Below are 24,101 nucleotides of genomic sequence, written 5' to 3'. Positions count from 1 at the left end.
AAGGAAAGATGAACAAAGGTTGATCCCGCATCGCAGCAGACGGAGAAAGCAACAAAAAGGCCGGCAAAAGCCGGCCTTTCCGTTATCCTCAGTAATCGTACGGAGGAGCTATTATTCCGCGGGCGGGAGCGCAGGAAGCTCCGCCTCCGGCGCCGGCGACACGACAGCCGCCTGCTTCTCGCGTTCGTCCAGGATCAGCTTGTCGCGCTTCATGGCGACTTCGCGGATCTTGGCCATGGAGGCGCCGGTGCCTGCCGGGATCAGCCGGCCGACGATGACGTTCTCCTTGAGGCCTTCGAGCGGATCGATCTTGCCGTTGACCGCCGCTTCCGTGAGGACGCGAGTGGTCTCCTGGAACGAGGCCGCCGAGAAGAAGGAGCGGGTCTGCAGGCTCGCCTTGGTGATGCCGAGCAGAACCGGCGTACCCGTGGCGGGCTTCTTGCCCTCTTCCTTGGCCTTCTCGTTCAGCGCGTCGAACTCGATCTTGTCGACCTGCTCGCCGGAGATCATGTCCGTGTCGCCCTGGTCGGTGATTTCCACCTTCTGGAGCATCTGACGGACAATCACCTCGATGTGCTTGTCGTTGATGAGCACGCCCTGGAGCCGGTAGACCTCCTGGATTTCGTTGACCAGATAGGCCGCCAGTTCCTCGATGCCCTTGACCGCAAGGATGTCGTGCGGCGCCGGGTTGCCTTCAACGATGAAGTCGCCCTTTTCGACGATGTCACCGTCCTGAAGGTGGATGTGCTTGCCCTTCGGGATCAGGTACTCGCGCGGCTCGTCGGTCTTGTCCATCGGCTCGATCGAGATGCGGCGCTTGTTCTTGTAGTCGCGTCCGAACCGGATGGTGCCCGCGATTTCGGCGATGATCGCCGCATCCTTCGGACGCCGTGCCTCGAACAGTTCCGCCACCCGCGGCAGACCGCCGGTGATGTCACGCGTCTTGGCGCTTTCGGTCGAGACACGGGCGAGGATGTCACCCGGGTTGACCTTGGCTCCGACGTCGACCGAGAGAATGGCGTCGACCGACAGCATGTAGCGGGCATCGCCGCCACGGGCGAGCTTGAGCACCTTGCCGTCCTTGCCCTTCACCACGATGGCCGGACGCAGGTCCGAGCCGCCGCGGGTCGAGCGCCAGTCGATGACCACGCGCTTGGCAATACCGGTGGCCTCGTCCAGCGTTTCCGAGATCGACTGGCCCTCGACCAGATCCTCGAAGCCGATGGTGCCCTCAACTTCGGTGAGAAGCGGACGGGTGTACGGGTCCCACTCGACGATGCGCTGGCCGCGCTTGACCATGTCGCCGTCGTCGACGTGCAGGCGCGAGCCGTACTGGACACGGTGCGTCGCGCGCTCAGTGCCGTCGGCATCGACCACCGCAACCACCATGTTGCGCACCATCGCGATCAGGTGACCTTCGCTGTTGCGGGCGATGGCCTTGTTCCGGATCACGATCTTGCCGTCGAAATTGGCTTCGACGAACGACTGCTCATTGAGCTGCGCCGCACCACCGATGTGGAAGGTGCGCATGGTGAGCTGGGTGCCCGGCTCGCCGATCGACTGCGCCGCGATGACGCCGACCGCTTCGCCGTGGTTGACCGGTGTGCCGCGGGCGAGGTCGCGGCCGTAGCACTTGCCGCAGATGCCGTTGACGAGCTCGCAGGTCAGCGCCGAGCGGATCTTCACCTCCTGAACGCCGCCCTGCTGGATGGCCTCCAGATGGCTCTCTTCCATCAGCGTATCGCGCTTGATGATCACCTTGCCCGAAGCGTCCTTGATGTCTTCGCAGGCCGTGCGTCCGAGGATGCGCGAGCCGAGCGAAGCGACCACGGTGCCGGCATCGACGATGGCGCGCATCTTGATGCCGAGCTTGGTGCCGCAATCGGACTGCGTGATGATGCAGTCCTGCGCGACGTCGACCAGACGACGGGTCAGGTAGCCCGAGTTCGCGGTCTTCAACGCGGTGTCCGCGAGGCCCTTGCGGGCGCCGTGGGTCGAGTTGAAGTACTCGAGCACCGAGAGGCCTTCCTTGAAGTTCGAGATGATCGGCGTCTCGATGATCTCACCCGACGGCTTGGCCATCAGGCCGCGCATGCCGGCGAGCTGGCGCATCTGGGCCGGCGAACCGCGGGCACCGGAGTGAGCCATCATGTAGATCGAGTTGATGTCGGCATCGGCTCCGCTCGCCGTCTTCTTGGTGGCGGAGATTTCCTTCATCATCGCCTTGGCGATTTCTTCCGTGGCCTTCGACCAGGCGTCGACGACCTTGTTGTACTTCTCGCCATGGGTGATCAGACCGTCGTTGTACTGCTGCTCGAAATCCTTCGCCAGCGTACGGGTGGTGTCGACGATCTTCCACTTGCCGTGCGGCACGACCATGTCGTCCTTGCCGAACGAGATGCCGGCCTTGAACGCGTTGTAGAAGCCGAGCGCCATGATGCGGTCGCAGAAGATCACAGTCTCCTTCTGGCCGCAGTGACGATAGACCTGGTCGATGACGCCCGAGATCTCGCGCTTGGTCATCAGCTTGTTGATGATCTCGTACGAGATGCGCGGGTTCTTCGGCAGCAGATTGCCGAGCATGACGCGGCCGGCGGTGGTCTCGATCCAGCGCTTGGAGACCTTGCCGGTCTCGTCCATGCCTTCCCACCGGTACTTGATCTTGGTGTGGAGGTGGATGACCTTCGCATGCAGGGCGTGCTCGAGCTCGGCCATGTCGCCGAACAGCTTGCCCTCGCCGGGCAGGCCTTCGCGCATGATCGAGACGTAGTAGAGACCGAGCACGATGTCCTGCGACGGCACGATGATCGGCTGGCCGTTCGCCGGATGCAGGATGTTGTTGGTCGACATCATCAGGACGCGCGCTTCCAGCTGCGCTTCGAGCGACAGCGGAACGTGCACGGCCATCTGGTCACCGTCGAAGTCGGCGTTGAACGCCGAGCAGACCAGCGGGTGAAGCTGGATCGCCTTGCCCTCGATCAGCACCGGCTCGAACGCCTGGATGCCCAGACGATGCAGCGTCGGCGCGCGGTTGAGCAGCACCGGATGCTCGCGGATGACCTCGTCCAGGATGTCCCAGACCTCGGGCCGCTCCTTCTCGACCAGCTTCTTCGCCTGCTTCACGGTGGTGGACAGGCCCTTGGCGTCAAGCCGGGAATAGATGAACGGCTTGAACAGCTCGAGCGCCATCTTCTTCGGCAGGCCGCACTGATGCAGGCGCAGCTCGGGACCGACCACGATCACCGAACGGCCCGAATAGTCGACGCGCTTGCCGAGCAGGTTCTGACGGAAACGGCCCTGCTTGCCCTTCAGCATGTCGGCGAGCGACTTCAGCGGGCGCTTGTTGGCACCCGTGATGACGCGGCCGCGACGACCGTTGTCGAACAGCGCATCGACCGCTTCCTGAAGCATGCGCTTCTCGTTGCGGATGATGATGTCGGGCGCGCGCAGCTCCATCAGCCGCTTCAAGCGGTTGTTGCGGTTGATGACGCGGCGATAGAGGTCGTTGAGGTCGGAGGTCGCGAAGCGGCCGCCGTCCAGCGGCACCAGCGGACGCAGGTCCGGCGGGATCACGGGAACGACGGTCAGGATCATCCATTCCGGCTTGTTGCCGGAGTGGCGGAAGGCCTCGACGATCTTCAGGCGCTTGGCGAGCTTCTTGTGCTTGATGTCGGAGTCGGTCTCCTGCATCTCGGCACGCAAGCTGAGCTCGAGCTTCTCGAGGTCCATGCCCTTGAGCAGCTCGCGGATCGCCTCGGCGCCGATCATGGCGGTGAAGCTGTCCTGGCCGTACTCGTCCTGCGCCTTCAGATACTCGTCTTCCGACAGCAGCTGACGGTCCTTCAGCGCGGTGAGGCCCGGCTCCAGCACGACGTAATATTCGAAGTACAGGATCCGCTCGAGATCCTTCAGCGTCATGTCGAGCAGAAGGCCGATGCGCGAGGGCAGCGACTTCAGGAACCAGATGTGGGCAACGGGCGCCGCGAGCTCGATGTGGCCCATGCGCTCGCGCCGGACGCGCGACAGCGTGACCTCGACCGAGCACTTCTCGCAGATGATGCCCTTGTACTTCATGCGCTTGTACTTGCCGCACAAGCACTCGTAATCCTTGATCGGCCCGAAGATGCGGGCGCAGAACAGGCCGTCGCGCTCGGGCTTGAAGGTGCGATAGTTGATGGTCTCCGGCTTCTTGATCTCGCCGTAGGACCAGGACAGAATCTTCTCCGGGGACGCGATCGAGATCCGGATCTGGTCGAAGACCTGAGCCGGCGTCGTCGGATTAAAGAGATTCATAATTTCTTGGTTCATCGTCTTCTCCTCGCGTACCGGTCGCCTCCGGCCGCAAATTCGAAAATCACTCGAGCGGGGCGCCCTGCCCTCAAGGCATCGGAAAGGGCGCCAATGCCCGGCCGCGATGGCCGGGCATGAAAGGTCGTGTTACTCGGCCGCTTCCGACGTCGGCGCCGGACCCATCTTGGAATTGTGCAGGTCGACGTTGAGGCCGAGCGAGCGCATTTCCTTGACCAGCACGTTGAACGATTCCGGAATACCGGCCTCGAAGGTGTCGTCGCCACGCACGATCGCCTCGTACACCTTGGTACGGCCGGCGACGTCGTCCGACTTCACGGTCAGCATTTCCTGGAGCGTGTAGGCCGCGCCGTAAGCTTCGAGCGCCCACACCTCCATTTCGCCGAAACGCTGGCCGCCGAACTGCGCCTTGCCGCCCAGCGGCTGCTGGGTGACGAGCGAGTACGGACCGATCGAACGCGCGTGGATCTTGTCGTCCACGAGATGGTGCAGCTTGAGCATGTAGATGTAGCCCACCGTCACCTTGCGATCGAAGGCGTCGCCAGTGCGGCCGTCATAGACGGTCGACTGACCCGAAGCGTCCAGACCCGCGAGCTTCAGCATCTCCTCGATATCGGTCTCCTTGGCACCATCGAACACCGGCGTCGCGATCGGCACGCCGCGGCTCAGATTATGGCCGAGTTCAAGCAGCTCGTTGTCGTTGAGCGACTTGATGGTCTCGTCCTCGCCGTAGACCTTCTTCAAGGTTTCCTTCAGCGGCTTGATGTCCTGCTTCGACAGGTAAGCATCGACCGTCTGGCCGATACGCTTGCCGAGGCCGGCGCAAGCCCAGCCGAGATGCGTCTCGAGGATCTGTCCGACGTTCATGCGCGAGGGCACGCCGAGCGGATTGAGCACGATGTCGGCGTGCGTGCCGTCCTCGAGGAACGGCATGTCCTCGATCGGCACGATCTTCGACACCACGCCCTTGTTGCCGTGGCGGCCGGCCATCTTGTCGCCGGGCTGGATCTTGCGCTTCACCGCGACGAAGACCTTGACCATCTTCATCACGCCGGGCGGCAATTCGTCACCGCGCTGAAGCTTCTCGACCTTGTCGAGGAAGCGCTGTTCCAGCCCCTTCTTCGACTCGTCGTATTGCTTCCGCATGGCCTCGATCTCGGCCATCAGCTTGTCGTTTGGCGAAGCGAACAGCCACCACTGCGACTTTGGGTACTCCTCGAGCACCGCACGGGTGATCTTGGTGTCCTTCTTGAAGCCCTTGGGACCGGCAATGCCCTGCCGCCCCTCGAGGAGCTCGGCGAGACGGTTGTAGACGTTGCGGTCCAGGATCGCCTGCTCGTCGTCGCGGTCCTTGGCCAGACGCTCGATCTCTTCCCGCTCGATCGCCAGCGCACGCTCGTCCTTGTCGACGCCGTGGCGGTTGAACACGCGGACTTCCACGATCGTGCCCTGCACGCCCGGGGGGACGCGCAGCGAGGTGTCGCGAACGTCGGAGGCCTTTTCGCCGAAGATGGCGCGCAGCAGCTTTTCTTCCGGCGTCATCGGGCTCTCGCCCTTCGGCGTGATCTTGCCGACCAGGATGTCGCCCGCACGCACTTCCGCGCCGATGTAGACGATACCGGCTTCGTCGAGGTTCTTCAGCGCTTCTTCCGAGACGTTCGGAATGTCGCGGGTGATTTCCTCAGGCCCGAGCTTGGTGTCGCGCGCCATCACCTCGAACTCCTCGATGTGGATCGAGGTGAAGACGTCTTCCTTCACGATCCGCTCGGAGAGCAGGATCGAGTCTTCGAAGTTGTAGCCGTTCCACGGCATGAACGCGACGAGCACGTTGCGCCCCAGAGCGAGCTCGCCGAGATCGGTCGACGGACCGTCAGCGATGATGTCGCCCTTCTTGACGATGTCGCCGACCTTCACCAGCGGACGCTGGTTGATGCAGGTCGACTGGTTGGAGCGCTGGTACTTCATCAGACGGTAGATATCGACGCCCGACTTGGTCGGATCGAGATCTTCCGTTGCACGGATAACGACGCGGGTCGCGTCGATCTGGTCGATCACGCCGGAACGGCGCGCCGCGATCGCTGCACCCGAGTCACGCGCAACCACGCCTTCCATGCCGGTGCCGACGAACGGCGCCTCGGCGCGAACCAAAGGCACCGCCTGGCGCTGCATGTTCGAGCCCATCAGCGCGCGGTTGGCGTCGTCGTTCTCGAGGAACGGGATCAGCGCCGCGGCGACCGAAACGAGCTGCTTCGGCGACACGTCCATGTAGTCGACCTTGTCGGGCGTCAACGGCACGACGTCGCGGGTGCCGCTGGCGCGGCAGACCACGAGGTCCTCGGTGAAGCGGCCCTTGGCGTCGACGGGCACGTTGGCCTGCGCGACCGAATAGCGGCCTTCCTCCATCGCCGAGAGGTACACGACCTCGTCGGTGACGCGACCGTCCTTGACCTTGCGATACGGCGTCTCGACGAAGCCGTACTTGTTCACGCGCGCGAAGGTCGCAAGCGAGTTGATCAGACCGATGTTCGGGCCTTCCGGCGTCTCGATCGGGCAGATACGGCCGTAATGCGTCGGGTGCACGTCGCGCACTTCGAAGCCGGCGCGCTCGCGGGTCAGACCGCCCGGTCCAAGCGCCGAGAGGCGGCGCTTGTGGGTGATCTCGCTGAGCGGATTGGTCTGGTCCATGAACTGCGAGAGCTGCGAGGAGCCGAAGAACTCGCGCACGGCGGCAGCCGCCGGCTTGGCGTTGATCAGGTCCTGCGGCATGACCGTGTCGATATCGACCGAGGACATGCGCTCCTTGATCGCGCGCTCCATGCGGAGCAGGCCGATGCGGTACTGGTTTTCCATGAGCTCGCCGACCGAGCGCACACGGCGGTTGCCGAGATGGTCGATGTCATCGATCTCGCCCTTGCCGTCGCGCAGGTCCACCAGCGTCTTGATGACGCAGAGGATGTCTTCCTTGCGCAGCGTGCGCTGGGTGTCGGGCGCATCGAGGTCGAGACGCATGTTCATCTTGACGCGGCCGACCGCGGAGAGGTCGTAACGCTCGGCGTCGAAGAACAGCGACTGGAACATCGCCTGCGCCGAATCCAGCGTCGGCGGCTCGCCCGGACGCATCACGCGGTAGATGTCGAACAGCGCGTCCTCACGCGTCATGTTCTTGTCGGCCGCGAGCGTGTTGCGGATGTAGGCACCGACATTGACGTGGTCGATGTCGAGCAGCGGCAGCTCCTTGTAGCCCTGCTCGTTGAGCACCTTCAGCGACTTGTCGGTGATTTCCTCTCCGGCTTCGGCGTGGATCTCGCCGGTCTTCGGGTTGACGAGGTCCTCGGCGAGGTAGTTGCCGACGAGCTCCTCATCCGACATGCGCAGCGCCTTGAGCCCCTTCTCCTGGAGCTGGCGGGCGGCGCGGACGGTGAGCTTCTTGCCGGCCTCGAGCACGACCTTGCCGGTGTCGGCGTCGATCAGGTCGTTGATGGTCGAGTAGCCGCGGAAACGGTTGGCGTCGAACGGAACGCGCCAGCCTTCCTTGGTCCGCTTGTAGAGGATCTTCTTGTAGAACGTGGACAGGATCGCCTCGCCGTCGAGGCCGAGGGCGAACATCAGCGACGTCACCGGAATCTTGCGGCGACGGTCGATACGCGCATAGACGATGTCCTTGGCGTCGAACTCGATGTCGAGCCAGGAGCCGCGATACGGGATCACGCGGGCAGCGAACAGCAGCTTGCCCGACGAATGGGTCTTGCCCTTGTCGTGGTCGAAGAACACGCCCGGCGAACGGTGCATCTGCGAGACGATAACGCGCTCGGTGCCGTTCACGATGAAGGTGCCGTTCATCGTCATGAGCGGAATGTCGCCCATGTAGACGTCCTGCTCCTTGATGTCCTTGACCGACTTCGCGCCGGTTTCTTCATCGATATCGAACACGATGAGGCGCAGCGTCACCTTGAGGGGGGCCGCGAAGGTCATGCCGCGCTGGCGGCACTCGTCGACGTCATACTTGGGCTGCTCGAACTCGTAGCGGACGAATTCGAGCATCGAGGTGCCCGAGAAGTCGGAAATCGGGAATACGGAACGGAACACAGCCTGCAGGCCCTCGTCGAGGCGCCCGCCCGCGGGTTCATCGACCATCAGGAACTGGTCATAGGACGCCTTCTGAACCTCGATGAGGTTCGGCATCTCGGCGACTTCCTTGATGTGTCCGAAAAACTTGCGAACGCGTTTGCGACCGGTGAATGTCTGCTGCGCCATCGTGGCCTCTCATTTTCGTCGCCCGATCTGGGCGAACCGTCCGAACGCAGCTGCCGCCGCCCCCGGGTTGAATTTTTCGAACCCGTTTTGGGGACCGAAAAACCAGGTTCAGGCCGTCATGTCCTGAATCTGTTCTTCAGACCTTCAAAACGCAAAACGACGCGCGGGGCGCATAGGCACGCCCGCCCGTCACAACGATCGTCTTCACGGACTGCAAAAGCCCGAAATAGCCTGCTCTCCCAACGGCTTACAGGGAAACCCGGCATCCCTGCCCACCGCGCTTTCGTGCTGCCGACCCGATATGGGGCGACAATAGTGCAGATTCGAGGGTCAAACCCTCAAATCCCCACACATTTTCGTGTGTGGCCTGCGTCGGGACGATCCGTCGCACGCCTTTTGCATCTGGCCCCGTCCCTTCCGATCGGCATGGCCGGGCCTAACCCGGCCATGCACGATCTCGAGACGAGATCCCCGGGTCGCGCTTCGCGAGCCCGGGACATCGCTGAAGCAACTTGTGTTACTTCAGCTCAACCTTGGCGCCAGCCTTCTCGATCTGGGCCTTGATCTTCTCGGCTTCTTCCTTGTTCACGCCTTCCTTCAGCGGCTTCGGAGCACCCTCGACGAGGTCCTTTGCTTCCTTGAGGCCGAGACCGGTGATGGCGCGGACTTCCTTGATGACCTCGATCTTCTTCTCGCCGGCGGAGGCGAGAACGACCGTGAACTCGGTCTTCTCTTCAGCCGGAGCGGCGGCAGCGCCACCACCAGCCGGACCGGCCACGGCGACAGCCGCGGCAGCCGAAACGCCCCACTTCTCTTCGAGGAGCTTGGCCAGTTCAGCGGCTTCGAGCACGGTGAGGCTCGAGAGGTCGTCAACGATCTTCTGCAAGTCAGCCATTGTTCAGTTTCCTTAGGTGTAAGTCTGGTTCGGGTTTGAGTTTTGCGAAGGGCGTCAGGCCGCTTCGCCCTTTGAGGCATGAGCCTGGATGACGCGCGCGAGCTTGCCCGCGGGCGCGTTGGCGAGCTGAGCAAGCTTGGTCGCCGGGGCCACAAGCAGGCCGACGATCTTGCCACGCAGTTCGTCAAGCGACGGCAGCGAGGCAAGCGCCTTCACGCCGTCGACATTCAGGACGGTCTTCCCCATCGAGCCGCCGACGATGACGAACTTTTCGTTCGCCTTGGCGAATTCGATGGCGACCTTCGGCGCCGCTACCGGATCGTTCGAAGTGGCGATCACGGTCGGTCCCTTCAGCATGGGGCCGATGGCAACGACGTCGGTGCCTTCAAGAGCAATTTTGGCGAGACGGTTCTTCGAGACCTTCACCGAGGCACCAGCCTGCTTCATCTGCTTGCGCAGGGTCTGCATCTGGGCAACGGTCAGGCCGGAATATTGAGCAACGATCGCGACGCTCGTGGTCTTGAAGACCCCATTGAGCTGTTCGACCGCCTCTTTTTTTGCCGCTCGTTCCACAGCAAGCTCTTTCCGGTTGGCGGTCATCGCGAAGCGGGACCGCCGGGTTGCACCCATCGTCCCGCCCAAACCTGAACCTCAGGGCCAAAACCCATCGGACGCGCCGGGCAAGACGACAATTCAAAGCCTGCCCTCCGGGAGCCCAAGGGCCCACGGCGTGTCGAGGTCCGAACCAGACCCGTTCCGCAACCACCTTAAGGTGGAAGGCGAAGTGAAATCCGGTCTTCACCCGTCTATGCAGGCCATGCGATTAAGCCGTTGAGAAATCGAAATTTCCCGCGGGCGCCTGCAGTCTTGGACAGGACGAGGCCAGCCGGCGAACCGCCTGACCCCTGCCCGCATCCCACCGGCCGATGGATTTCCTTTCCTTTTCGGGCAAATCCTTACGGACGTCCTGAAAAGGAATGATCTCCTGCGTGTCGGTTTTCGGAATGCGTGCACGAACGCGCCAGCCAAGGCCGGTACGTCCGGAGGCGGTTCTTTAACCGCTCTCTGCCGGAATGCCAAGAGCAAAATTCACACCAGTTCCAATCCGTTGCCGACCCGGCTTGATCCGAGCCAATAAGGGCCGATTCAGGCCGATTTGACTGGATAAGGCAGCGGCTTGCCCTCGAAAAACGCAGTGAGGTTGGCCAGCACGCAGTTCTGCATGGCGACCTGCGATTCGAGGGTATGGCCACCGATATGCGGAGAGAACACCACGTTCGATAGCGCCGTCAGCGCGTCAGGGGTGTGCGGCTCCTTCTCGAAGACGTCAAGACCGGCACCGGCGATGGTTTTGTCGATCAAGGCCGCGAGCAGGGCCTTCTGGTCGATCACCGAGCCGCGGGAGATGTTGACGACATAGCCGTCCGCGCCGACGCGCCCCAGGATGTCGGCGTTGACGACGTGCTGGGTCGCCGCCCCTGCCCGGACTGCGATCATCAGGACGCTGCACCAGTCGGCCAGCGCTTCCAGGGTCGGGAAATATTGATAGGGCAGATCGTATTTGCTGCGGCTGAAATAGCCGACCTCGCTCTCGAACGCGGCGCAGCGCGTCGCGATCTTGCGGCCGATCTCGCCCATGCCATAGACGCCGATGCGCCGGCCGGGCATGCCGGCTTGCGGGCGCATCATCGGCGACGGCTTCGATGTCGCCCAGTCGCCGCTGCGGACATATTGGTCGGCGACGATCAGCCGCCGCGTCGTCGCCAGCATCAGGGTCATCGCAATATCCGCGACTGAGGCCGCATTGGCGCCCGGGCTGTGCCCGACAGCAATGTTGCGCGCGGCCGCGGCCTCCAGGTCGACCCCGTCATAGCCCGTGCCGTAGCAGACGATCGCGCCGAGCTTCGGGAACAGGTCCATCGCCTCCGTATCCAGCGGCGATCCGCCGGCCGTGAGCAAGGCGCGGACGGTGCCGAGCTCGTCCGCCGAAAACACCTCCTGCGCAGCCTGGCCGCGCGTGTCGAGCAGCTCGAACCGCTCGGCGAAGCGCACGATCATCGACTTGGGAAAGCGCGAGTAGACCAGGACCTTGTCAGCCATTGTTGTTTCCGATGAGTGCCGCCCACAAGCGACGAGGGGCGGAATCGGTTGCCCAATTCCGCCCCTCGCCTCATGCAATTTCCAGACTTAACCGAGAATGGTGCCCGGTTCGACCTTCACGCCCGGGCCCATCGTCGAGGACACCGCAACGCGCTGGATGTAGGTGCCCTTGGAGCCAGCCGGCTTTGCCTTGGCGACCGCATCAGCGAGCGCCTTGATGTTCTCGACCAGCTTCTCCTCCGAGAAGGAGGCCTTGCCGACGCCAGCCTGCAGGATGCCGGCCTTCTCGACGCGGAACTCGACCGAGCCGCCCTTGGCCCCCTTGACCGCACCGGTGACGTCCATGGTCACGGTGCCGATCTTCGGGTTCGGCATCAGGCCGCGCGGGCCAAGCACCTTACCGAGGCGGCCGACCAGCGGCATCATGTCGGGGGTGGCGATGCAGCGGTCGAAATCGATCGCGCCGTTCTGCACCTTCTCGACCAGGTCTTCGGCGCCGACGACGTCGGCACCGGCGGCCTTGGCTTCGTCAGCCTTGGCGCCGCGGGCGAACACACCGACGCGGAGCGTACGGCCGGTGCCGTTCGGCAGGGTCACGACGCCGCGGACCATCTGGTCGGCGTGGCGCGGATCGACGCCGAGATTGATCGCGACCTCGATGGTCTCGTCGAACTTCGCCTTGGCGCGCTCCTTGACCATCTTGATGGCGTCCGTGAGCGGATAAAGCTTTTCGCGGTCAATGCCTTCGCGGGCCTTGTTCAAACGCTTTCCGATTGCCATGACCGCTTACCCCGCAACTTCCAGACCCATCGAACGGGCGGAGCCCTCGACCATCTTCATGGCCGATTCGATGGTGTCGCAATTGAGATCCTTCATCTTCTTCTCGGCGATCTCGCGCACCTGCGCGCGTGTCACCTTGCCGGCCTTGTCACGACCCGGCGCCTTCGAGCCGGACTGGATCTTGGCGGCCTGCTTGAGGAAGTAGGACATCGGCGGCGTCTTCATCTCGAAGGTGAAGGAACGGTCCGCGTAAATGGTGATGATCACCGGGATCGGGGTGTTCTTCTCTTCCTTCTGGGTCTGGGCGTTGAACGCCTTGCAGAACTCCATGATGTTGAGACCGCGCTGACCAAGCGCGGGACCGATCGGGGGCGAGGGATTCGCCGCACCGGCCGGGACCTGAAGCTTCAGGTATCCGGTCACTTTCTTTGCCATGTATCACTCCTGTTGTGCCGGCTGACGCCGGCGGTTCAGGTTCGTGGTCTGGGTCGGATGCGGCTGGCAACCGCCCTCTCCCTCCCACGGCCTCTCTTTGCGCGAGACCGGAGTCTCACGCGCACCCGGTCAGACCTTCTCGACCTGACCGAATTCCAGTTCCACGGGCGTGGCGCGGCCGAAGATCGACACGGCGACCTTCACGCGCGAGCGCGCCTCGTCGATTTCCTCGACCACACCGGAGAACGAAGCGAACGGGCCGTCGGCCACGCGCACGTTCTCGCCGATCTCGAACGACACCGACGCCTTCGGCCGTTCCACGCCTTCCTGCACCTGGTGCAGGATGCGCATGGCCTCGGATTCCGAGATCGGCATCGGCTTGTTTTCCGCGCCGAGGAAGCCCGTCACCTTCGGCGTGTTCTTGATCAGATGGAACGCCTCGTCGGTCAGCTTCATCTTCACCAGCACGTAGCCCGGGAAGAACTTGCGTTCGGCGTCGATCTTGCGGCCGCGGCGCACTTCCGTGACCTTCTCGGTCGGAACCAGCACCAGCTCGAACAGCTCCTCGAGCCCGCGCTGCTTGGCCTGCTCACGGATCGATTCGGCGACTTTCTTCTCGAAGTTCGAATAAGCGTGGACGATATACCAGCGCTTGTCGGACGATTGGGTTGCGGCGGCTGTTGCCATCAGTGAATGCCCAAAAGGAAGGTGATGAGGTAGCGGATGATCTGATCGGCGGCGAAGAAGAAGATCGAGGCCACGGCGACCATCACGAACACCATGATGGTGGTGATCGTGGTCTCACGACGGGTCGGCCAGGTGACCTTGGCGGTCTCCGAGCGCACTTCCTGCAAGAACTTGAACGGGCTGACTGCCATCGTTTGAGACGCCAATAAGGATTTCAGGGATCCGAACAGCCGCCTGTGGCCCAGCCCTCTGTCTCGAAGGATGAGCCGGAAAACCGGGCTCTGATGTTCGGGGATTTCAAAGCCGCGCCGGAGATCCGCGTCTAACGGGCCGGCTGCGAGTGCGGGGTATCTACTGCGGATGAGGCCAAAGGTCAAGATCGAGGGAGCCTCCCCGGCCCGACCGGCCCTGCCAGGACGACGAGGCAGAGCCCAAGCCGATCAAGGATTTATCTGTCCCTTAGGCGCGCCCCAAACGGCTATGACCCGTTCCCTGCAGATCGCCCATCAGCGCCCTCGCCTCGAGGGGGTGTAGACATAGTTGCGGTACTGGACCTCGGGATTCCCGACATGGAGAATCTGGAGATGGCCGCAATCCCGGCAAAGATGCGACGCCATCGTGGGATGCCGCCTCCGTCGGCGGCCTCTTCATTATCTATTGGCGTCAAGGAAATCCGAAACTTCGCCTACCGGCAGACCAAACCTTCATCGCTTCTGCAACACGGTCGAGAGCGCCGAACCGTCGTTCAAGATCGAAAAGACCTCCCGCGAAGACAGATGTTCTGCGGCCTCCTCGAAAGTATCGCTCGCATCGACCTTGGCACGGCCGACCGCCAGATTGGGGTCGACCATGTCGGGCCTGGCGGCGCGGGGAGGCGGCAGCTGCGCGAGATGGAAGGTCAGGAGCGCAGGGTCTTCGCGCAGCTCCAGCAACCCGGGTTTGATCCCTGCATCCGCCGACGCGCTCAATTCGTTCGCCCGACGCAGGATCGGAGGCGGCTCTCGGTCTTCGGGGGTGACAAACAAATTGCCGGAGACGGGCTGGGAGGTGAGCGCGCCGATGGGAACGGCGAACAGCAGTCCGACGATAACCGGCGACATCCAGAGCAGAAGCGGCAGCGAAACGGCGTAGGCGCTTGCCGCCATCGCCACGCCGCACAGGGTTGGAACGCCGTATTTCCGATAGAGCTCGCGGCGCTCCACCGTGCCGTCGTCGCGCCTTTGCGTCTGCCAGCCCGCATCGCGACCGGCCAGAATCTCGACCACCGCGATCGACTGAAAGATCATCATCACCGGTGCCATCAGCGCGGATACGATGATCTCCGCGAAAAGTCCGGCCAAGGCTCGCAATGCGCCGCCGAATTGGCGTCGCGCCGAACCCCGCATGCAAACCAGGATTAGGCTGAGCAGCTTCGGTAGCAGCAGCAGACCCATGGTGGCGACGAACACCCAAATGGCGAGTACGGGATCCTGGGCCGGCCAGGTCGGAAATAACGAGAACCCCTTCGGAAAATACTCCGGCCGCACGAAGCGGGCCTGCAGCGAGATCAGCATGCCCAGCAACAGGAAGAGCAGCCACAGCGGTGCCGTCAGATATGCCCCGATTCCCACCATGAAATGCAGGCGCGACACCCAATGCAGACCTCGCGCCGGCACGACAGCGAGATGCTGAAGATTGCCTTGGCACCAGCGTCGATCGCGCGCCGCAAAATCGAGGAGCGATGGCGGCACCTCTTCGTAGCTGCCGCCAAGCGTCGGCAGCATGTAGATGCCCCATCCGGCCCGCCGCATCAGTGCGGCCTCGACAAAATCGTGACTCAGGATGTGGCCTCCAAATGGCTTGCGTCCGCGCAGCTGCGGCAGCGCGGCCGATTCCGCGAAGGCCTTCACCCGGATGATCGCGTTGTGGCCCCAGTAGTTGCCTTCCGAGCCGTGCCACCATGCCACGCCGGCCGCGATCATAGGGCCGTACAGGCGGCCCGCAAATTGCTGGACGCGGCTGAACAGGCTTCGCGCGTTCACGACCATGGGAAGCGTCTGGACGAGCCCGGCGCTCGGGTTGCTCTCGATAGCATGGACCAATCGGACGATGGTCTGCCCGCTCATCAGACTGTCGGCATCGAGCACGATCATGAAGTCGTAGATGCCACCGAACCGCGTGATCCAGTCGGAGATGTTACCGGCTTTCCGCGCCGTGTTGTCGGCCCGGTGGCGATAATACAGCCGCGTTCCAACGGCCTGTCGCAACGCGAGCAGGGCTTTTTCTTCGGCCACCCAGATGTCCGGATCAGTGCTGTCGCTCAGAACGTACCAGTCAAACAGCTTTTCGTGCGATGTCGTCTCCAAGGATTCGATGATCGCGCGAAGCCGCGCCGTCAATCGGTGCGGGTCTTCATTGTAGGTGGGAAGCAGCATAGCAGTGCGGCTTGCGATGGCAGGCAGTTCCGTCGCCGGGCCGTCCCCGTCCGGACGATGGGCCAGCAGCACAAAGAAGCCGGCCAATGCAGACGCGAACGAAAAGGCGACCCAAGCGAGCAGAACCAAGAAGAGCGCCAGCACCATGGCTTCGAGGATGGTAACGCCGCCGACCTGCAGCACGCGATACATCTCGTAGCCACCCGCTCCCGTAAGCGCCGCCGTGGAGACAAGGATGACGCCGCGTCGCCAGGCCAACGCGGGCACAGCCGCCGCAGGAAGACGGTCCGGTATCCGGCTCTTTCCGAGGTCGCCAGCAGCCATCGGAAGTGGAGCCTCGCGCGGCAGCAGGCGCTGGGTCGCGATATCGCCAGCCATCGGCTGCGGTGCAGTCAGGGTGCCCATCGGTAGACCCAGATTTCCGACAAGGGCTTGTCGCCTTGGGTGAGAAACGCGCGCAGTTCGATCGGCTCGCCTTTCACCTGGCACTGGAAGTTGAGCCGCCAGCCGCCGGTGTACGGGTTGGGCTGCGTCACGATGTTCTTCACCTCGGACTTCTCCGCCGTCACCACGCCCTTGACGGTCGCAGGATCGATGCCCTTGAGGTTGTAGCCGACCAGATCGAGCACGAAGAGGCGCGCGTCCTCGCCCCTCGCGCCGATGCCGCTTCGGGTGAATCTGGCGAGCGAATGCGGTTTTGGGCTATCCGGTCCCCAATGCAGCCGATAGGTGTAGTTGTGTTCGCCTTTAGCCTGGAGCGGGGTTTTGGGCCGCCAGAACGCGGCGATGTTGTCGTGGACTTCCTCTTTGGTCGGGATCTCGAACAGCATGACGCCGCCCTCGCCCCAGTCACCGATCGGCTCCATCCACAGACTTGGGCGTTTCTCGAAGCCGGATTCGATGTCTTGGTAGGCGAAGAAATTTCGCTCGCGCTGCATCAAGCCAAACCCCCGCGGATTGAGATCCTGAAAGGTGCTGATCTGCAGATCGCGAGGGTTGCTGAGTGGGCGCCAGAGGCTTTCGCCCTTTCCGTTGAAGATCGCAAGCCCATCGGAATCGTGGACGGACGGACGGAAGTCGTCGATGTCGTTGCGGTCGTTCGGGCCGTAGAAAAACATGCTGGTCATGGGTGCGAGGCCGGCCCGCTGCATTTCGACTCGCGGGTAAACCGACATCTCGACATCGAACACCGTCGTGTCCCCGGGCCGCACGGTGAACCGGTAGCTCGCTGCGCAGCTTTTGCTATCGAGCAGAGCATGGATCACCAGCGAGGTCGCACCCGGTGCCGGCCGCTCGAGCCAGAAGGCCTTGAAGAGCGGAAATTCCTCGCCCTTGGCTTCACCCGTATCGATCGAAAGCCCCCGGGCGGAAAGCCCGTACGTCTGCCCCTTGGCCACGGCGCGGAAATAGCTCGCGCCGAGGAAGACGCAGACCTCGTCGTAATAGTCGGGGCGGTTTATGGGCGAGTGTATGCGGAAGCCGGCGAACCCGAGATCGATGTCTTCGAACGCCGGGACCTTCTCGCCGAACGAGAAGTCCGCCTTGCGGTACTTGAACTCGGTTGCCTTTCCGTCGGCGACCTCGAAGATCGTCACTTTGTTCTTGTAGAAGAAGCCGCGATGAAAGAACTGCGCCTCGAATGGAAGATTCTTGTCGCGCCAAAGCGCCCGTTCGGGCAAAAAGCGGATCGAACGGTACTGATCGTAATCCAAGTCCTTCAATTCGCTCGGAAGCTTTTCGTCGGGAGCCTCGTACGGCTTGCCCGCCAGCATGCGGGCCAAGTCCCTCACCGTTGACGGCCCAAACACCCCATCCGGCGCCGCGGCGAAACCGCTGCGCGAAGCGAGCAGCAACGCCGGCAGCACTGCCGACCCTTGAACAAGCTGGCGTCGGTTCACATGCCCTCCTACTCGCTACTGCTGCCGCGGCCATGCAACAACCACCACGCCCGCGAGTTCCATGGCCGGATCGACCGCGGAACGGACGAAATTGGACGAGCTCAAACTCCTCCGCCATCCAGAACGGCTGATGGCCCGCGCTTAACCGATGGTCACCAGCGCCCCGCGGGTAGGTAGGAACTGCCCGAGTGCTCCCGCGTTCCCGCCACGTCTGAACTCAGCGAATGCGCCGGCTTGGCGCGGCGGCGATGCCTTCGGAGGACAAATGTCGAGATTGGCGCCCGGAGCCGCTCCCAGATCACTGCTGCATCCCGGCTTCATCGGTGCCGGATCAACCCTGCTGATCGCAGGGTTGGCGACCGATATCATGTACTGGAATACGTCGAACTGGCAGTGGGCCAATTCGTCAACATGGTTGATCGCGGCAGGCTTGGTCCTGGCTCTGTTCGCCGCCATCATCCTGATCATCGATTTTCTCACCAGCCGAGCTGGACGGATCAATTGGGTCCCCTTCCTGCTCGTGGCAGCGGCAGCGCTGCTGTCGCTCGTGAATGTCTTCGTTCACAGTCGCGACGCCTGGACCTCGGTGGTGCCGCAGGGGATTTCGCTCTCCGCGATCGTGACGATTCTGCTCCTGATGGCCGCCGCCACCGGTTGGAGGGTGACAACGGTTCGTACCACCGCGACCGGAGACAGCCTGTGACCTATGCAGTGCTTCGAGCCTTGCCGGCCCTCTGCGCCCTCCTCGCGCTGACCGCCTGCAGCGACCAAGGCGGTGACCCAATGCGGCAATACGGGTCAGATCCCTATCTGCCCGAACCTCAGAACTACTTGTTGCCACCCATGAGCGTTCCCAAGGAGATTGGCTGGAAACCAGGGGAGACGCCAACGGTCGCCGGAGGATTGAAAGTTCGGGCAATGGCGACAGGGCTGATGCATCCTCGCATCGTTTATCCTCTGCCGAACGGCGACGTCCTCGTTGTCGAGGGCAACAGCCCCGGCACCACACCTTTCCGGCCCAAGGACTTCATCCAAGGCAAGGTTAAGGCGCGGGCCGGAACGGCCGGCAAGGGCGGTAACCGCATCACGCTGCTTCGCGATGCCGACGGAGATGGAACGCCGGAGCAGCAAACAATACTCGTCGACCACCTCCACTCACCCTACGGCGTGGCTTATGTGGACGGCACACTCTACGTGGCCAACACGGACGCGATCATGGCGTTCAAATACACGCTCGGACAGACCAAGATCACGGAGCCAGGTTCGCAGCTTGCGGACCTTCCTGCCGGTCCGATCGACCACCACTGGACGAAGGCGATGGCTGCGAGCTCCGATGGATCCAAGCTCTACGTTGGGGTCGGGTCGAACAGCAACATCACCGAAAACGGCCTCGACGCCGAAGAGGGGCGCGCCGCGATCTATCAGGTCGACCGCCAGACTGGTGCCAAGCGCATCTTTGCTTCGGGTACGCGCAATCCAACTAATCTGGCGGTCGATCCCGAAACTGGCCGGTTGTTCGCGGTGGTGAACGAGCGGGACGAGATCGGCCCGGATCTTGTCCCGGACTATCTCACAATGGTGCAGGAGGGCGCCTTCTATGGCCGGCCTTACAGCTATTGGGGCCAGCACCTTGACGTCCGAGTCCATCCGCAGAGACCTGACCTTGTGGCCAAGGCCGTCAAGCCCGACTACGGCCTAAGTTCTCACGTGGCCGCGCTCGGCCTTGCATTCAGCAAAGGCGAGACGCTATCTCCGCAGTTCGACAACGGCATCTTTGTCGGTGAGCACGGCAGTTGGGACCGCAGCCCGGTCAACGGTTACCAGGTCATTTTCGTGCCGCTGGTGAATGGGCGACCGGAGGGCAAACCTGTCCCGGTCGTCAGCGGATTTCTCGGCAATGATACCGATACGGTGCGTGGTCGACCCGTGGGCGTAGCGCTTGACCGCACCGGTGCGCTGCTGGTTGCCGACGATACCGGCAACGCGGTGTGGCGCGTCAGCGCGCAAAATTCGGCTCGTTAGTCCAGAGGATCATCACGTCGCCCTATCCTGTCCTAAGACGATCGTCGGGTTCACGGCAGTCCAAGCCAAGTGAGTAATTGAGCGCTCCCTCCTCCAGCTGTCGCTGCCGCCTTTCGTTCCGCTGCGATCATGAGGATCGTCAACAGCTGGAGCTGGCCGAAATCTTCCGATGCACACGTTGCCAATGCGAAGGCGATGTGCGGTGCCTATTCGGCCGACGCTTCGATCTAACCTGGGTTTACGCGCGACGTCTCGCAGGATGGCGCGCTACGGGGAACAACGGGCGGGCGACGTTGGTTTCCTGCCCAGGAGCATTCCATGAGATTAAGGAAATCGATCGAAGGTCTCGGACCTTATCCGTCGCTGCTCCTGCTGGCAGTTCCGGTAGCGACCGTAGAACCACTGAAACTCGTCGCGGTGGCGGTCGCCGGAAGAGGCCACTGGATTACAGGTACGGCGATGATCGTTGCGTGCTACGCGCTTAGCCTTCTCGTGGTCGAGCGACTTTTCATCATCGTCAAGCCGAAGCTGCTCACAATTCCATGGTTCGCGAAAGTTTGGGAAGCGTTCGTGTCGGTCCGTACGCGCGCTTGGGGCGCCTTCAGAGGGTAGATCGGACTTCGCCAAGATTCCAAAGCATCGCCAAGGGAGTGCGCCGGCTGGTCCCGCGACATTCTTCGGCCGGCGACCGCCTCTGGAATGAGCCGCGAGATTCTGCGGCTCATTTTCGGCTACCTAGCTCAAGATTTAGAACTGCGAGATGGTGGCCCATCGCAAGGCCGTCAGGCCTCACGACTGCTTTGCCTTTTCCCTGGCCGCTTTGACGGCGTCCGTTCCCGCTTGCTTCATCCGATCCACCGCCTCGGCACCCATATCGCCCGCCTCCGCCACCAGCGTATCGGCAGCTTCGCGCAGCGCCTTCGACACGGCAGTCCCACGCCTGCTCAGATCACCCTTCACCTCGTCGCTGACCCCGCCGATGTACTCGTCTTCGATCTGAGACGTTCGAAACGCGCCCGCGAGTGCGGCGCCAATGGCCAAGCCGATGGCGCCGATGACCAGCGGCTGCCTCTCCATAATGTCGCCGAGCGAAGACTGAGCTTTCGCCAAGGTCTCTGCTGTGCCCACGTTGGCGAACCGTTCGCGAGCGTAAGCCACGCCTTCCTCGAAACGATCCCGGACGCCCTCCGCCGCATCAGACATCGTGTCGGCTGCAGCTCCGGCGGCCGCGCGTATCGTCCCGCTCGCATCGCTTCCCTCATGGTCAAATTCCGGGGCTGTCGGCGGTGCTGCCGTCCGCTGCAAGCCCGAGGCGGCAGCCCGAAGATTGCTCGCGCTGGTGTCGACGACATCTGACGCGACGTTGGCAGCCGATCGTGCAGCACCCTTAATCTTCTCGTCGCCAAGCAGCAGCCAGAGTGCTCCACCCCCGATCAGCGCGGCGGAGAGCGGGTTTTCTCGGGCCGCAGCGAGGAGACTGTCAAAAAAACCGGTTTGCGCACCACCGCTCATCGCACCATTCCCTTCACAGTGTCCTTGTCCTTTTCAAGCTGCCGTATCGTCTCCTGGGGCGTGAGGTTGCGCGCGTCCAGCCGCTTCACGCCAACAGCAAACAAGGCGCCCGATATGGCCGCCGCGACAATCGCCGAGCTTAGGTAGGCCAATGTCGGCGACCACCCGGCACTGATCAACGCCGATGACAACGCGAACAATGCCATGACTACGGCAGGCATAACCAAGACTGCGCCTCCGGCAAAAAATCCGAGGGCTCCACCGAGCCTTTGCACTTTTTCGCCTAGTTCGGCCTTCGCCAGATCAAGCTCATTCTGGAAAAGCTTCGCGACCTGAGCCATTGCGTCGCCGATGAGTCCCGAAATTTTGTGGAGATCGTTCTCGCCGGTTTCGATATCGTGCTTGATGCTCATGATGCGCCACCATTCCCCGAAGGTGACTTCTGCTGCTGTCCTGTCGTGGATTCCGTAGAGTTTTGGCCACTGAAGCCCTCACTCGCGAAGGCGGCTCTCTGCCCAGATGAGCCAGCTCCTGCAGCTGTCGCCGAGCCCGTTCGCTGTGAGGTCGAGGAGCTGCCCGAAGCCTTTAGAAAGCGTACTGCGGCGAACCCGGCCAAAACGGAAAGGCCTAGAAATGCTGCGGGTTGCCGCTTCGCAAAATCGGTCGCACCGTCCACGAGGTCGCGGAAGCTGCCGTCGCGAACCTTCGCGGCCGCTTCTTCCACGTAGTCCGCAGCTGAATTGATCCCTCGTGCGGCGAATGGCACGTCAGTCTCGAAGGCGCCGGCGGCCTGGCGGAAGTTGCCCGCCAGGCGCTCGATGAAATCGGCGCCCGCTCGTTGTTGTTCCCGCGCACGCTCTTGGATTTGGTCGACGGTACCACTCGCGACGTCCTTAGCGGCATCGCTGGCTTCGCTGAACCTGTCACGGGCCATGTCCGCCGATGCCTGCAGGGCCTCCGTGGCGCGCTGTTTCATCTCGGCCCCAGCATCCCCAACCTGATCCTTCAGGCTTGTGGAGGAGTTGTTCTTACCTTTGTTGAAGTTGGCCGGCTTGATCACATCTGAATCGCTCATGTTGTGTCTCTCAGGTGCTCGATTTTGGGGATGGGCTGAATGCGGCGTCGACGGCCTCGCCAGCCGCCTCCTTAATGTTGTCGGCAAAATTGCGTGTCATCCGGCTCGCATGCCGCCCGAGATCGGCTTCACTCACAGTTCTCGTGGCAGCATCGGCGGCAGACAACGTCGCCTCCTTGGCTGCCTCGAAACCGGATTGAGCCATTTCGCTTGCCGCCTCCTTAAGGCTGTCGCTGGTCGGGCCTGCCGTCCTGTCCTCGAATTTCGTTTCCGGAAGCGCGGCCGCAATCATGGCTCCGATGGCGATACCGAGTCCCCCAATCAGTGCGGCATTGTCGCCGACGATCTGGCGCGCCTGTTCCGGAGCGGCGGTCGCCGAATCCCTGATGGCGTCCATTCCCCCGGTGATCTTGGTACCTACTGTTCCAGCCGCCTCCGTTGCTCGCGTCCTGAGGTCGTCGGCCGCCGTCTTGGCCGCGTCCATCGCATCATTGACTGCGCCGGCGGCCCGTCCGTGGAATTCGGAAAACTTCGCCTTCGCCTGGACTCCCTCGGCAGTCTGGCCAATGAATCGGCCCGCACCATCCACCAGCGGCGACGCCGCTCCAGCAGCCCGCTCGCGGACGCTCTTGGAGGTCAGAGCGAGGCCCGCAGCAATCATGAGAAGCGGCAGGGGTACACCTCGCGCCAATCGCAGCAGGGGCACGGCCACTGCGGTGCCCGCGGCGATCGCATGCATCGGGTTGTCCATCGCCTGCTGTTTGAGCCCTTCGACCCAGCCTTGAGCTTTGTCGCTCACATACTCCGACACTTCCGATTTGACGTGCTGGGGCGAGACGATCTGACGCAGATCCCGCGTCGTTTCGGAGATCCCCTGCTTCAGACGGTCGACCGTGGCCGCCAACTCTGCCCGGCTACGCTCGGACTCGCGTCGTAGCTCCTCCACCGATCGAGTCATGTTCATCCTCTTGGTCTTATTTTCAATTGTGCCTTGAGGACGAACTCACCTTCTGTTGGATCGTTCCTAGTAGCCGCTCCAACCATTACGCGACCAAACAGGAGAGCACTGCGGAGGAACGCAATCGGGATAGCCGGGTCCGATCACTGTCACGTCGCCACGTCTCCTCCATCGACTGTTCTAGACCCTCGCGAAAGAACGCGAGATCTCGGCCTACCAATCCTCGAATTGCCTGCGGCTCGTCTGGAGGGATAAGGCTTGGTGTCCTTAGGAACGCTGGACCCGGCGGCGAATTGTTATGCGCTGGTTTGCTGGCTGCACCGGCGAGCGGCCCCTTTCCTACGGGGAGGGGACCACGATTTTGCGCAAGGTCCTCATGTCGTGGACGAAGAGCGCGACCGGAGGATAACTTGCGGGTTCTTGTAGCAGAGGACGAAGACCTGATCCGTGACGTGGTGGTGGACATCCTGGAGGCGCACGGACATCAAGTGATGGAGGCCGATAGCGGCGAACGCGCGCTCAAGCTCTGCGCGCAGGCCGCACCCGAACTTCTATTCACCGATATAAGATTGGCCGGCACTTTGTCGGGATGGGACGTAGCCATCAGATGTCGGGAGTCGAATCCAACTATCCCGGTCATCTACGCGACCGGCTACACTCACACCGCGCCGCGTCCAGTATCTGGCAGTGTCATGCTTCAAAAGCCATTCAGACTTGAACGCCTTCTTGAGGCGATGAAGTCGCTCACCGGCAAGTAGCCGTG

At 62.7% G+C, this 24,101-nt stretch carries 19 protein-coding genes; 4 read left to right on the top strand and 15 right to left on the bottom strand.

Annotated elements, in window-relative coordinates; translation table 11 throughout:
- Positions 1–111: 111 nt before the first annotated feature.
- The 11 genes from rpoC to HYH07_RS27735 all read right to left on the bottom strand — a co-directional run bounded on the left by rpoC (position 112) and on the right by HYH07_RS27735 (position 17,771).
- Positions 112–4,308 (bottom strand): DNA-directed RNA polymerase subunit beta', encoded by a 4,197-nt coding sequence (gene rpoC, locus HYH07_RS27785; RefSeq protein ID WP_220005471.1) that lies wholly within the window; start codon positions 4,306–4,308, stop codon positions 112–114.
- Between the two features lie 129 nt (positions 4,309–4,437).
- A complete protein-coding gene (gene rpoB / locus HYH07_RS27780; RefSeq protein ID WP_220005470.1) occupies positions 4,438–8,562 on the bottom strand; it encodes a DNA-directed RNA polymerase subunit beta in 4,125 nt (1,374 codons plus the stop codon).
- A gap of 517 nt (positions 8,563–9,079) precedes the next feature.
- Positions 9,080–9,457 carry a 50S ribosomal protein L7/L12 gene (gene rplL, locus HYH07_RS27775; protein ID WP_018647233.1) on the bottom strand — a complete coding sequence of 126 codons (378 nt, stop codon included), beginning with the start codon at positions 9,455–9,457 and terminating at the stop codon, positions 9,080–9,082.
- A gap of 54 nt (positions 9,458–9,511) precedes the next feature.
- A complete protein-coding gene (gene rplJ, locus HYH07_RS27770) occupies positions 9,512–10,030 on the bottom strand; it encodes a 50S ribosomal protein L10 (protein WP_057745888.1) in 519 nt (172 codons plus the stop codon).
- 573 nt (positions 10,031–10,603) lie between these two features.
- On the bottom strand, positions 10,604–11,557 hold the full coding sequence (locus tag HYH07_RS27765) for a 2-hydroxyacid dehydrogenase (RefSeq protein ID WP_220005469.1): 954 nt from the start codon (positions 11,555–11,557) through the stop codon (positions 10,604–10,606).
- A gap of 87 nt (positions 11,558–11,644) precedes the next feature.
- The gene (gene rplA, locus HYH07_RS27760; RefSeq protein ID WP_220005468.1) at positions 11,645–12,337 is read right to left on the bottom strand and encodes a 50S ribosomal protein L1; all 693 of its coding nucleotides are present in this window, start codon (positions 12,335–12,337) and stop codon (positions 11,645–11,647) included.
- A 6-nt stretch (positions 12,338–12,343) separates the two neighbouring features.
- A complete protein-coding gene (gene rplK / locus HYH07_RS27755; protein WP_057745528.1) occupies positions 12,344–12,772 on the bottom strand; it encodes a 50S ribosomal protein L11 in 429 nt (142 codons plus the stop codon).
- Between the two features lie 129 nt (positions 12,773–12,901).
- The gene (gene nusG, locus HYH07_RS27750; RefSeq protein ID WP_015685389.1) at positions 12,902–13,459 is read right to left on the bottom strand and encodes a transcription termination/antitermination protein NusG; all 558 of its coding nucleotides are present in this window, start codon (positions 13,457–13,459) and stop codon (positions 12,902–12,904) included.
- Complete coding sequence (secE, locus tag HYH07_RS27745; RefSeq protein ID WP_007611620.1) at positions 13,459–13,650, bottom strand: preprotein translocase subunit SecE; 192 nt, start codon at positions 13,648–13,650, stop codon at positions 13,459–13,461. The genes nusG and secE overlap by 1 nt, the downstream gene beginning before the upstream one ends.
- A 513-nt stretch (positions 13,651–14,163) precedes the next feature.
- Positions 14,164–16,278: a glucans biosynthesis glucosyltransferase MdoH gene (gene mdoH / locus HYH07_RS27740; protein ID WP_220005467.1), complete on the bottom strand. Its 2,115-nt coding sequence runs from the start codon at positions 16,276–16,278 to the stop codon at positions 14,164–14,166.
- Positions 16,266–17,771 carry a glucan biosynthesis protein G gene (locus HYH07_RS27735; protein ID WP_220005466.1) on the bottom strand — a complete coding sequence of 502 codons (1,506 nt, stop codon included), beginning with the start codon at positions 17,769–17,771 and terminating at the stop codon, positions 16,266–16,268. The genes mdoH and HYH07_RS27735 overlap by 13 nt, the downstream gene beginning before the upstream one ends.
- Before the next feature lie 274 nt (positions 17,772–18,045).
- Here HYH07_RS27735 and HYH07_RS27730 point away from each other — a divergent pair, with 274 nt between their 5' ends.
- From HYH07_RS27730 to HYH07_RS27720, 3 genes are all read left to right on the top strand, one after another.
- Positions 18,046–18,474 carry a DUF2231 domain-containing protein gene (locus HYH07_RS27730; RefSeq protein ID WP_228749799.1) on the top strand — a complete coding sequence of 143 codons (429 nt, stop codon included), beginning with the start codon at positions 18,046–18,048 and terminating at the stop codon, positions 18,472–18,474.
- Complete coding sequence (locus tag HYH07_RS27725; protein ID WP_220005464.1) at positions 18,471–19,793, top strand: sorbosone dehydrogenase family protein; 1,323 nt, start codon at positions 18,471–18,473, stop codon at positions 19,791–19,793. The genes HYH07_RS27730 and HYH07_RS27725 overlap by 4 nt, the downstream gene beginning before the upstream one ends.
- Before the next feature lie 318 nt (positions 19,794–20,111).
- A complete protein-coding gene (locus HYH07_RS27720; protein ID WP_220005463.1) occupies positions 20,112–20,405 on the top strand; it encodes a hypothetical protein in 294 nt (97 codons plus the stop codon).
- Between the two features lie 177 nt (positions 20,406–20,582).
- On the opposite strand, the gene HYH07_RS27715 is transcribed toward HYH07_RS27720, so the two are convergent.
- Genes HYH07_RS27715 through HYH07_RS27700 form a run of 4 tightly spaced genes read right to left on the bottom strand, consistent with a single transcriptional unit; the run spans position 20,583 to position 23,338 of the window.
- On the bottom strand, positions 20,583–21,305 hold the full coding sequence (locus tag HYH07_RS27715; RefSeq protein WP_220005462.1) for a hypothetical protein: 723 nt from the start codon (positions 21,303–21,305) through the stop codon (positions 20,583–20,585).
- Positions 21,302–21,718, bottom strand: a complete 417-nt coding sequence (locus tag HYH07_RS27710) for a phage holin family protein (protein WP_220005461.1) — start codon at positions 21,716–21,718, stop codon at positions 21,302–21,304. Before HYH07_RS27710 ends, HYH07_RS27715 begins: the two co-directional genes overlap by 4 nt.
- Positions 21,715–22,380 (bottom strand): hypothetical protein, encoded by a 666-nt coding sequence (locus HYH07_RS27705; protein WP_220005460.1) that lies wholly within the window; start codon positions 22,378–22,380, stop codon positions 21,715–21,717. The genes HYH07_RS27710 and HYH07_RS27705 overlap by 4 nt, the downstream gene beginning before the upstream one ends.
- A 10-nt stretch (positions 22,381–22,390) precedes the next feature.
- Positions 22,391–23,338 (bottom strand): DUF3618 domain-containing protein, encoded by a 948-nt coding sequence (locus tag HYH07_RS27700; protein WP_220005459.1) that lies wholly within the window; start codon positions 23,336–23,338, stop codon positions 22,391–22,393.
- Positions 23,339–23,748: 410 nt separating this feature from the next.
- On the opposite strand from HYH07_RS27700, the gene HYH07_RS27695 reads away from it, so the two are divergent.
- Positions 23,749–24,096, top strand: a complete 348-nt coding sequence (locus HYH07_RS27695; protein ID WP_220005458.1) for a response regulator — start codon at positions 23,749–23,751, stop codon at positions 24,094–24,096.
- The last annotated feature ends 5 nt before the right edge of the window (positions 24,097–24,101 follow it).

The sequence above is a fragment of the Bradyrhizobium sp. BR 10261 genome, from assembly GCF_019455395.1.
In the GTDB taxonomy this organism is placed as follows: Bacteria; Pseudomonadota; Alphaproteobacteria; order Rhizobiales; family Xanthobacteraceae; genus Bradyrhizobium; species Bradyrhizobium manausense.
This window is presented reverse-complemented; position numbering and strand designations above follow the sequence as displayed.

Bases quoted from the DNA above. Each gene is read 5' to 3' on its own strand.
- rpoC (WP_220005471.1), bottom strand. From the start codon at position 4,308: ATGAACCAAGAAATTATGAATCTCTTTAATCCGACGACGCCGGCTCAG.
- rpoB (WP_220005470.1), bottom strand. From the start codon at position 8,562: ATGGCGCAGCAGACATTCACCGGTCGCAAACGCGTTCGCAAGTTTTTC.
- rplL (WP_018647233.1), bottom strand. From the start codon at position 9,457: ATGGCTGACTTGCAGAAGATCGTTGACGACCTCTCGAGCCTCACCGTG.
- HYH07_RS27765 (WP_220005469.1), bottom strand. From the start codon at position 11,557: ATGGCTGACAAGGTCCTGGTCTACTCGCGCTTTCCCAAGTCGATGATC.
- rplA (WP_220005468.1), bottom strand. From the start codon at position 12,337: ATGGCAATCGGAAAGCGTTTGAACAAGGCCCGCGAAGGCATTGACCGC.
- rplK (WP_057745528.1), bottom strand. From the start codon at position 12,772: ATGGCAAAGAAAGTGACCGGATACCTGAAGCTTCAGGTCCCGGCCGGT.
- nusG (WP_015685389.1), bottom strand. From the start codon at position 13,459: ATGGCAACAGCCGCCGCAACCCAATCGTCCGACAAGCGCTGGTATATC.
- secE (WP_007611620.1), bottom strand. From the start codon at position 13,650: ATGGCAGTCAGCCCGTTCAAGTTCTTGCAGGAAGTGCGCTCGGAGACC.
- mdoH (WP_220005467.1), bottom strand. From the start codon at position 16,278: ATGGGCACCCTGACTGCACCGCAGCCGATGGCTGGCGATATCGCGACC.
- HYH07_RS27720 (WP_220005463.1), top strand. From the start codon at position 20,112: ATGAGATTAAGGAAATCGATCGAAGGTCTCGGACCTTATCCGTCGCTG.
- HYH07_RS27715 (WP_220005462.1), bottom strand. From the start codon at position 21,305: ATGAGCGGTGGTGCGCAAACCGGTTTTTTTGACAGTCTCCTCGCTGCG.
- HYH07_RS27710 (WP_220005461.1), bottom strand. From the start codon at position 21,718: ATGAGCATCAAGCACGATATCGAAACCGGCGAGAACGATCTCCACAAA.
- HYH07_RS27705 (WP_220005460.1), bottom strand. From the start codon at position 22,380: ATGAGCGATTCAGATGTGATCAAGCCGGCCAACTTCAACAAAGGTAAG.
- HYH07_RS27700 (WP_220005459.1), bottom strand. From the start codon at position 23,338: ATGACTCGATCGGTGGAGGAGCTACGACGCGAGTCCGAGCGTAGCCGG.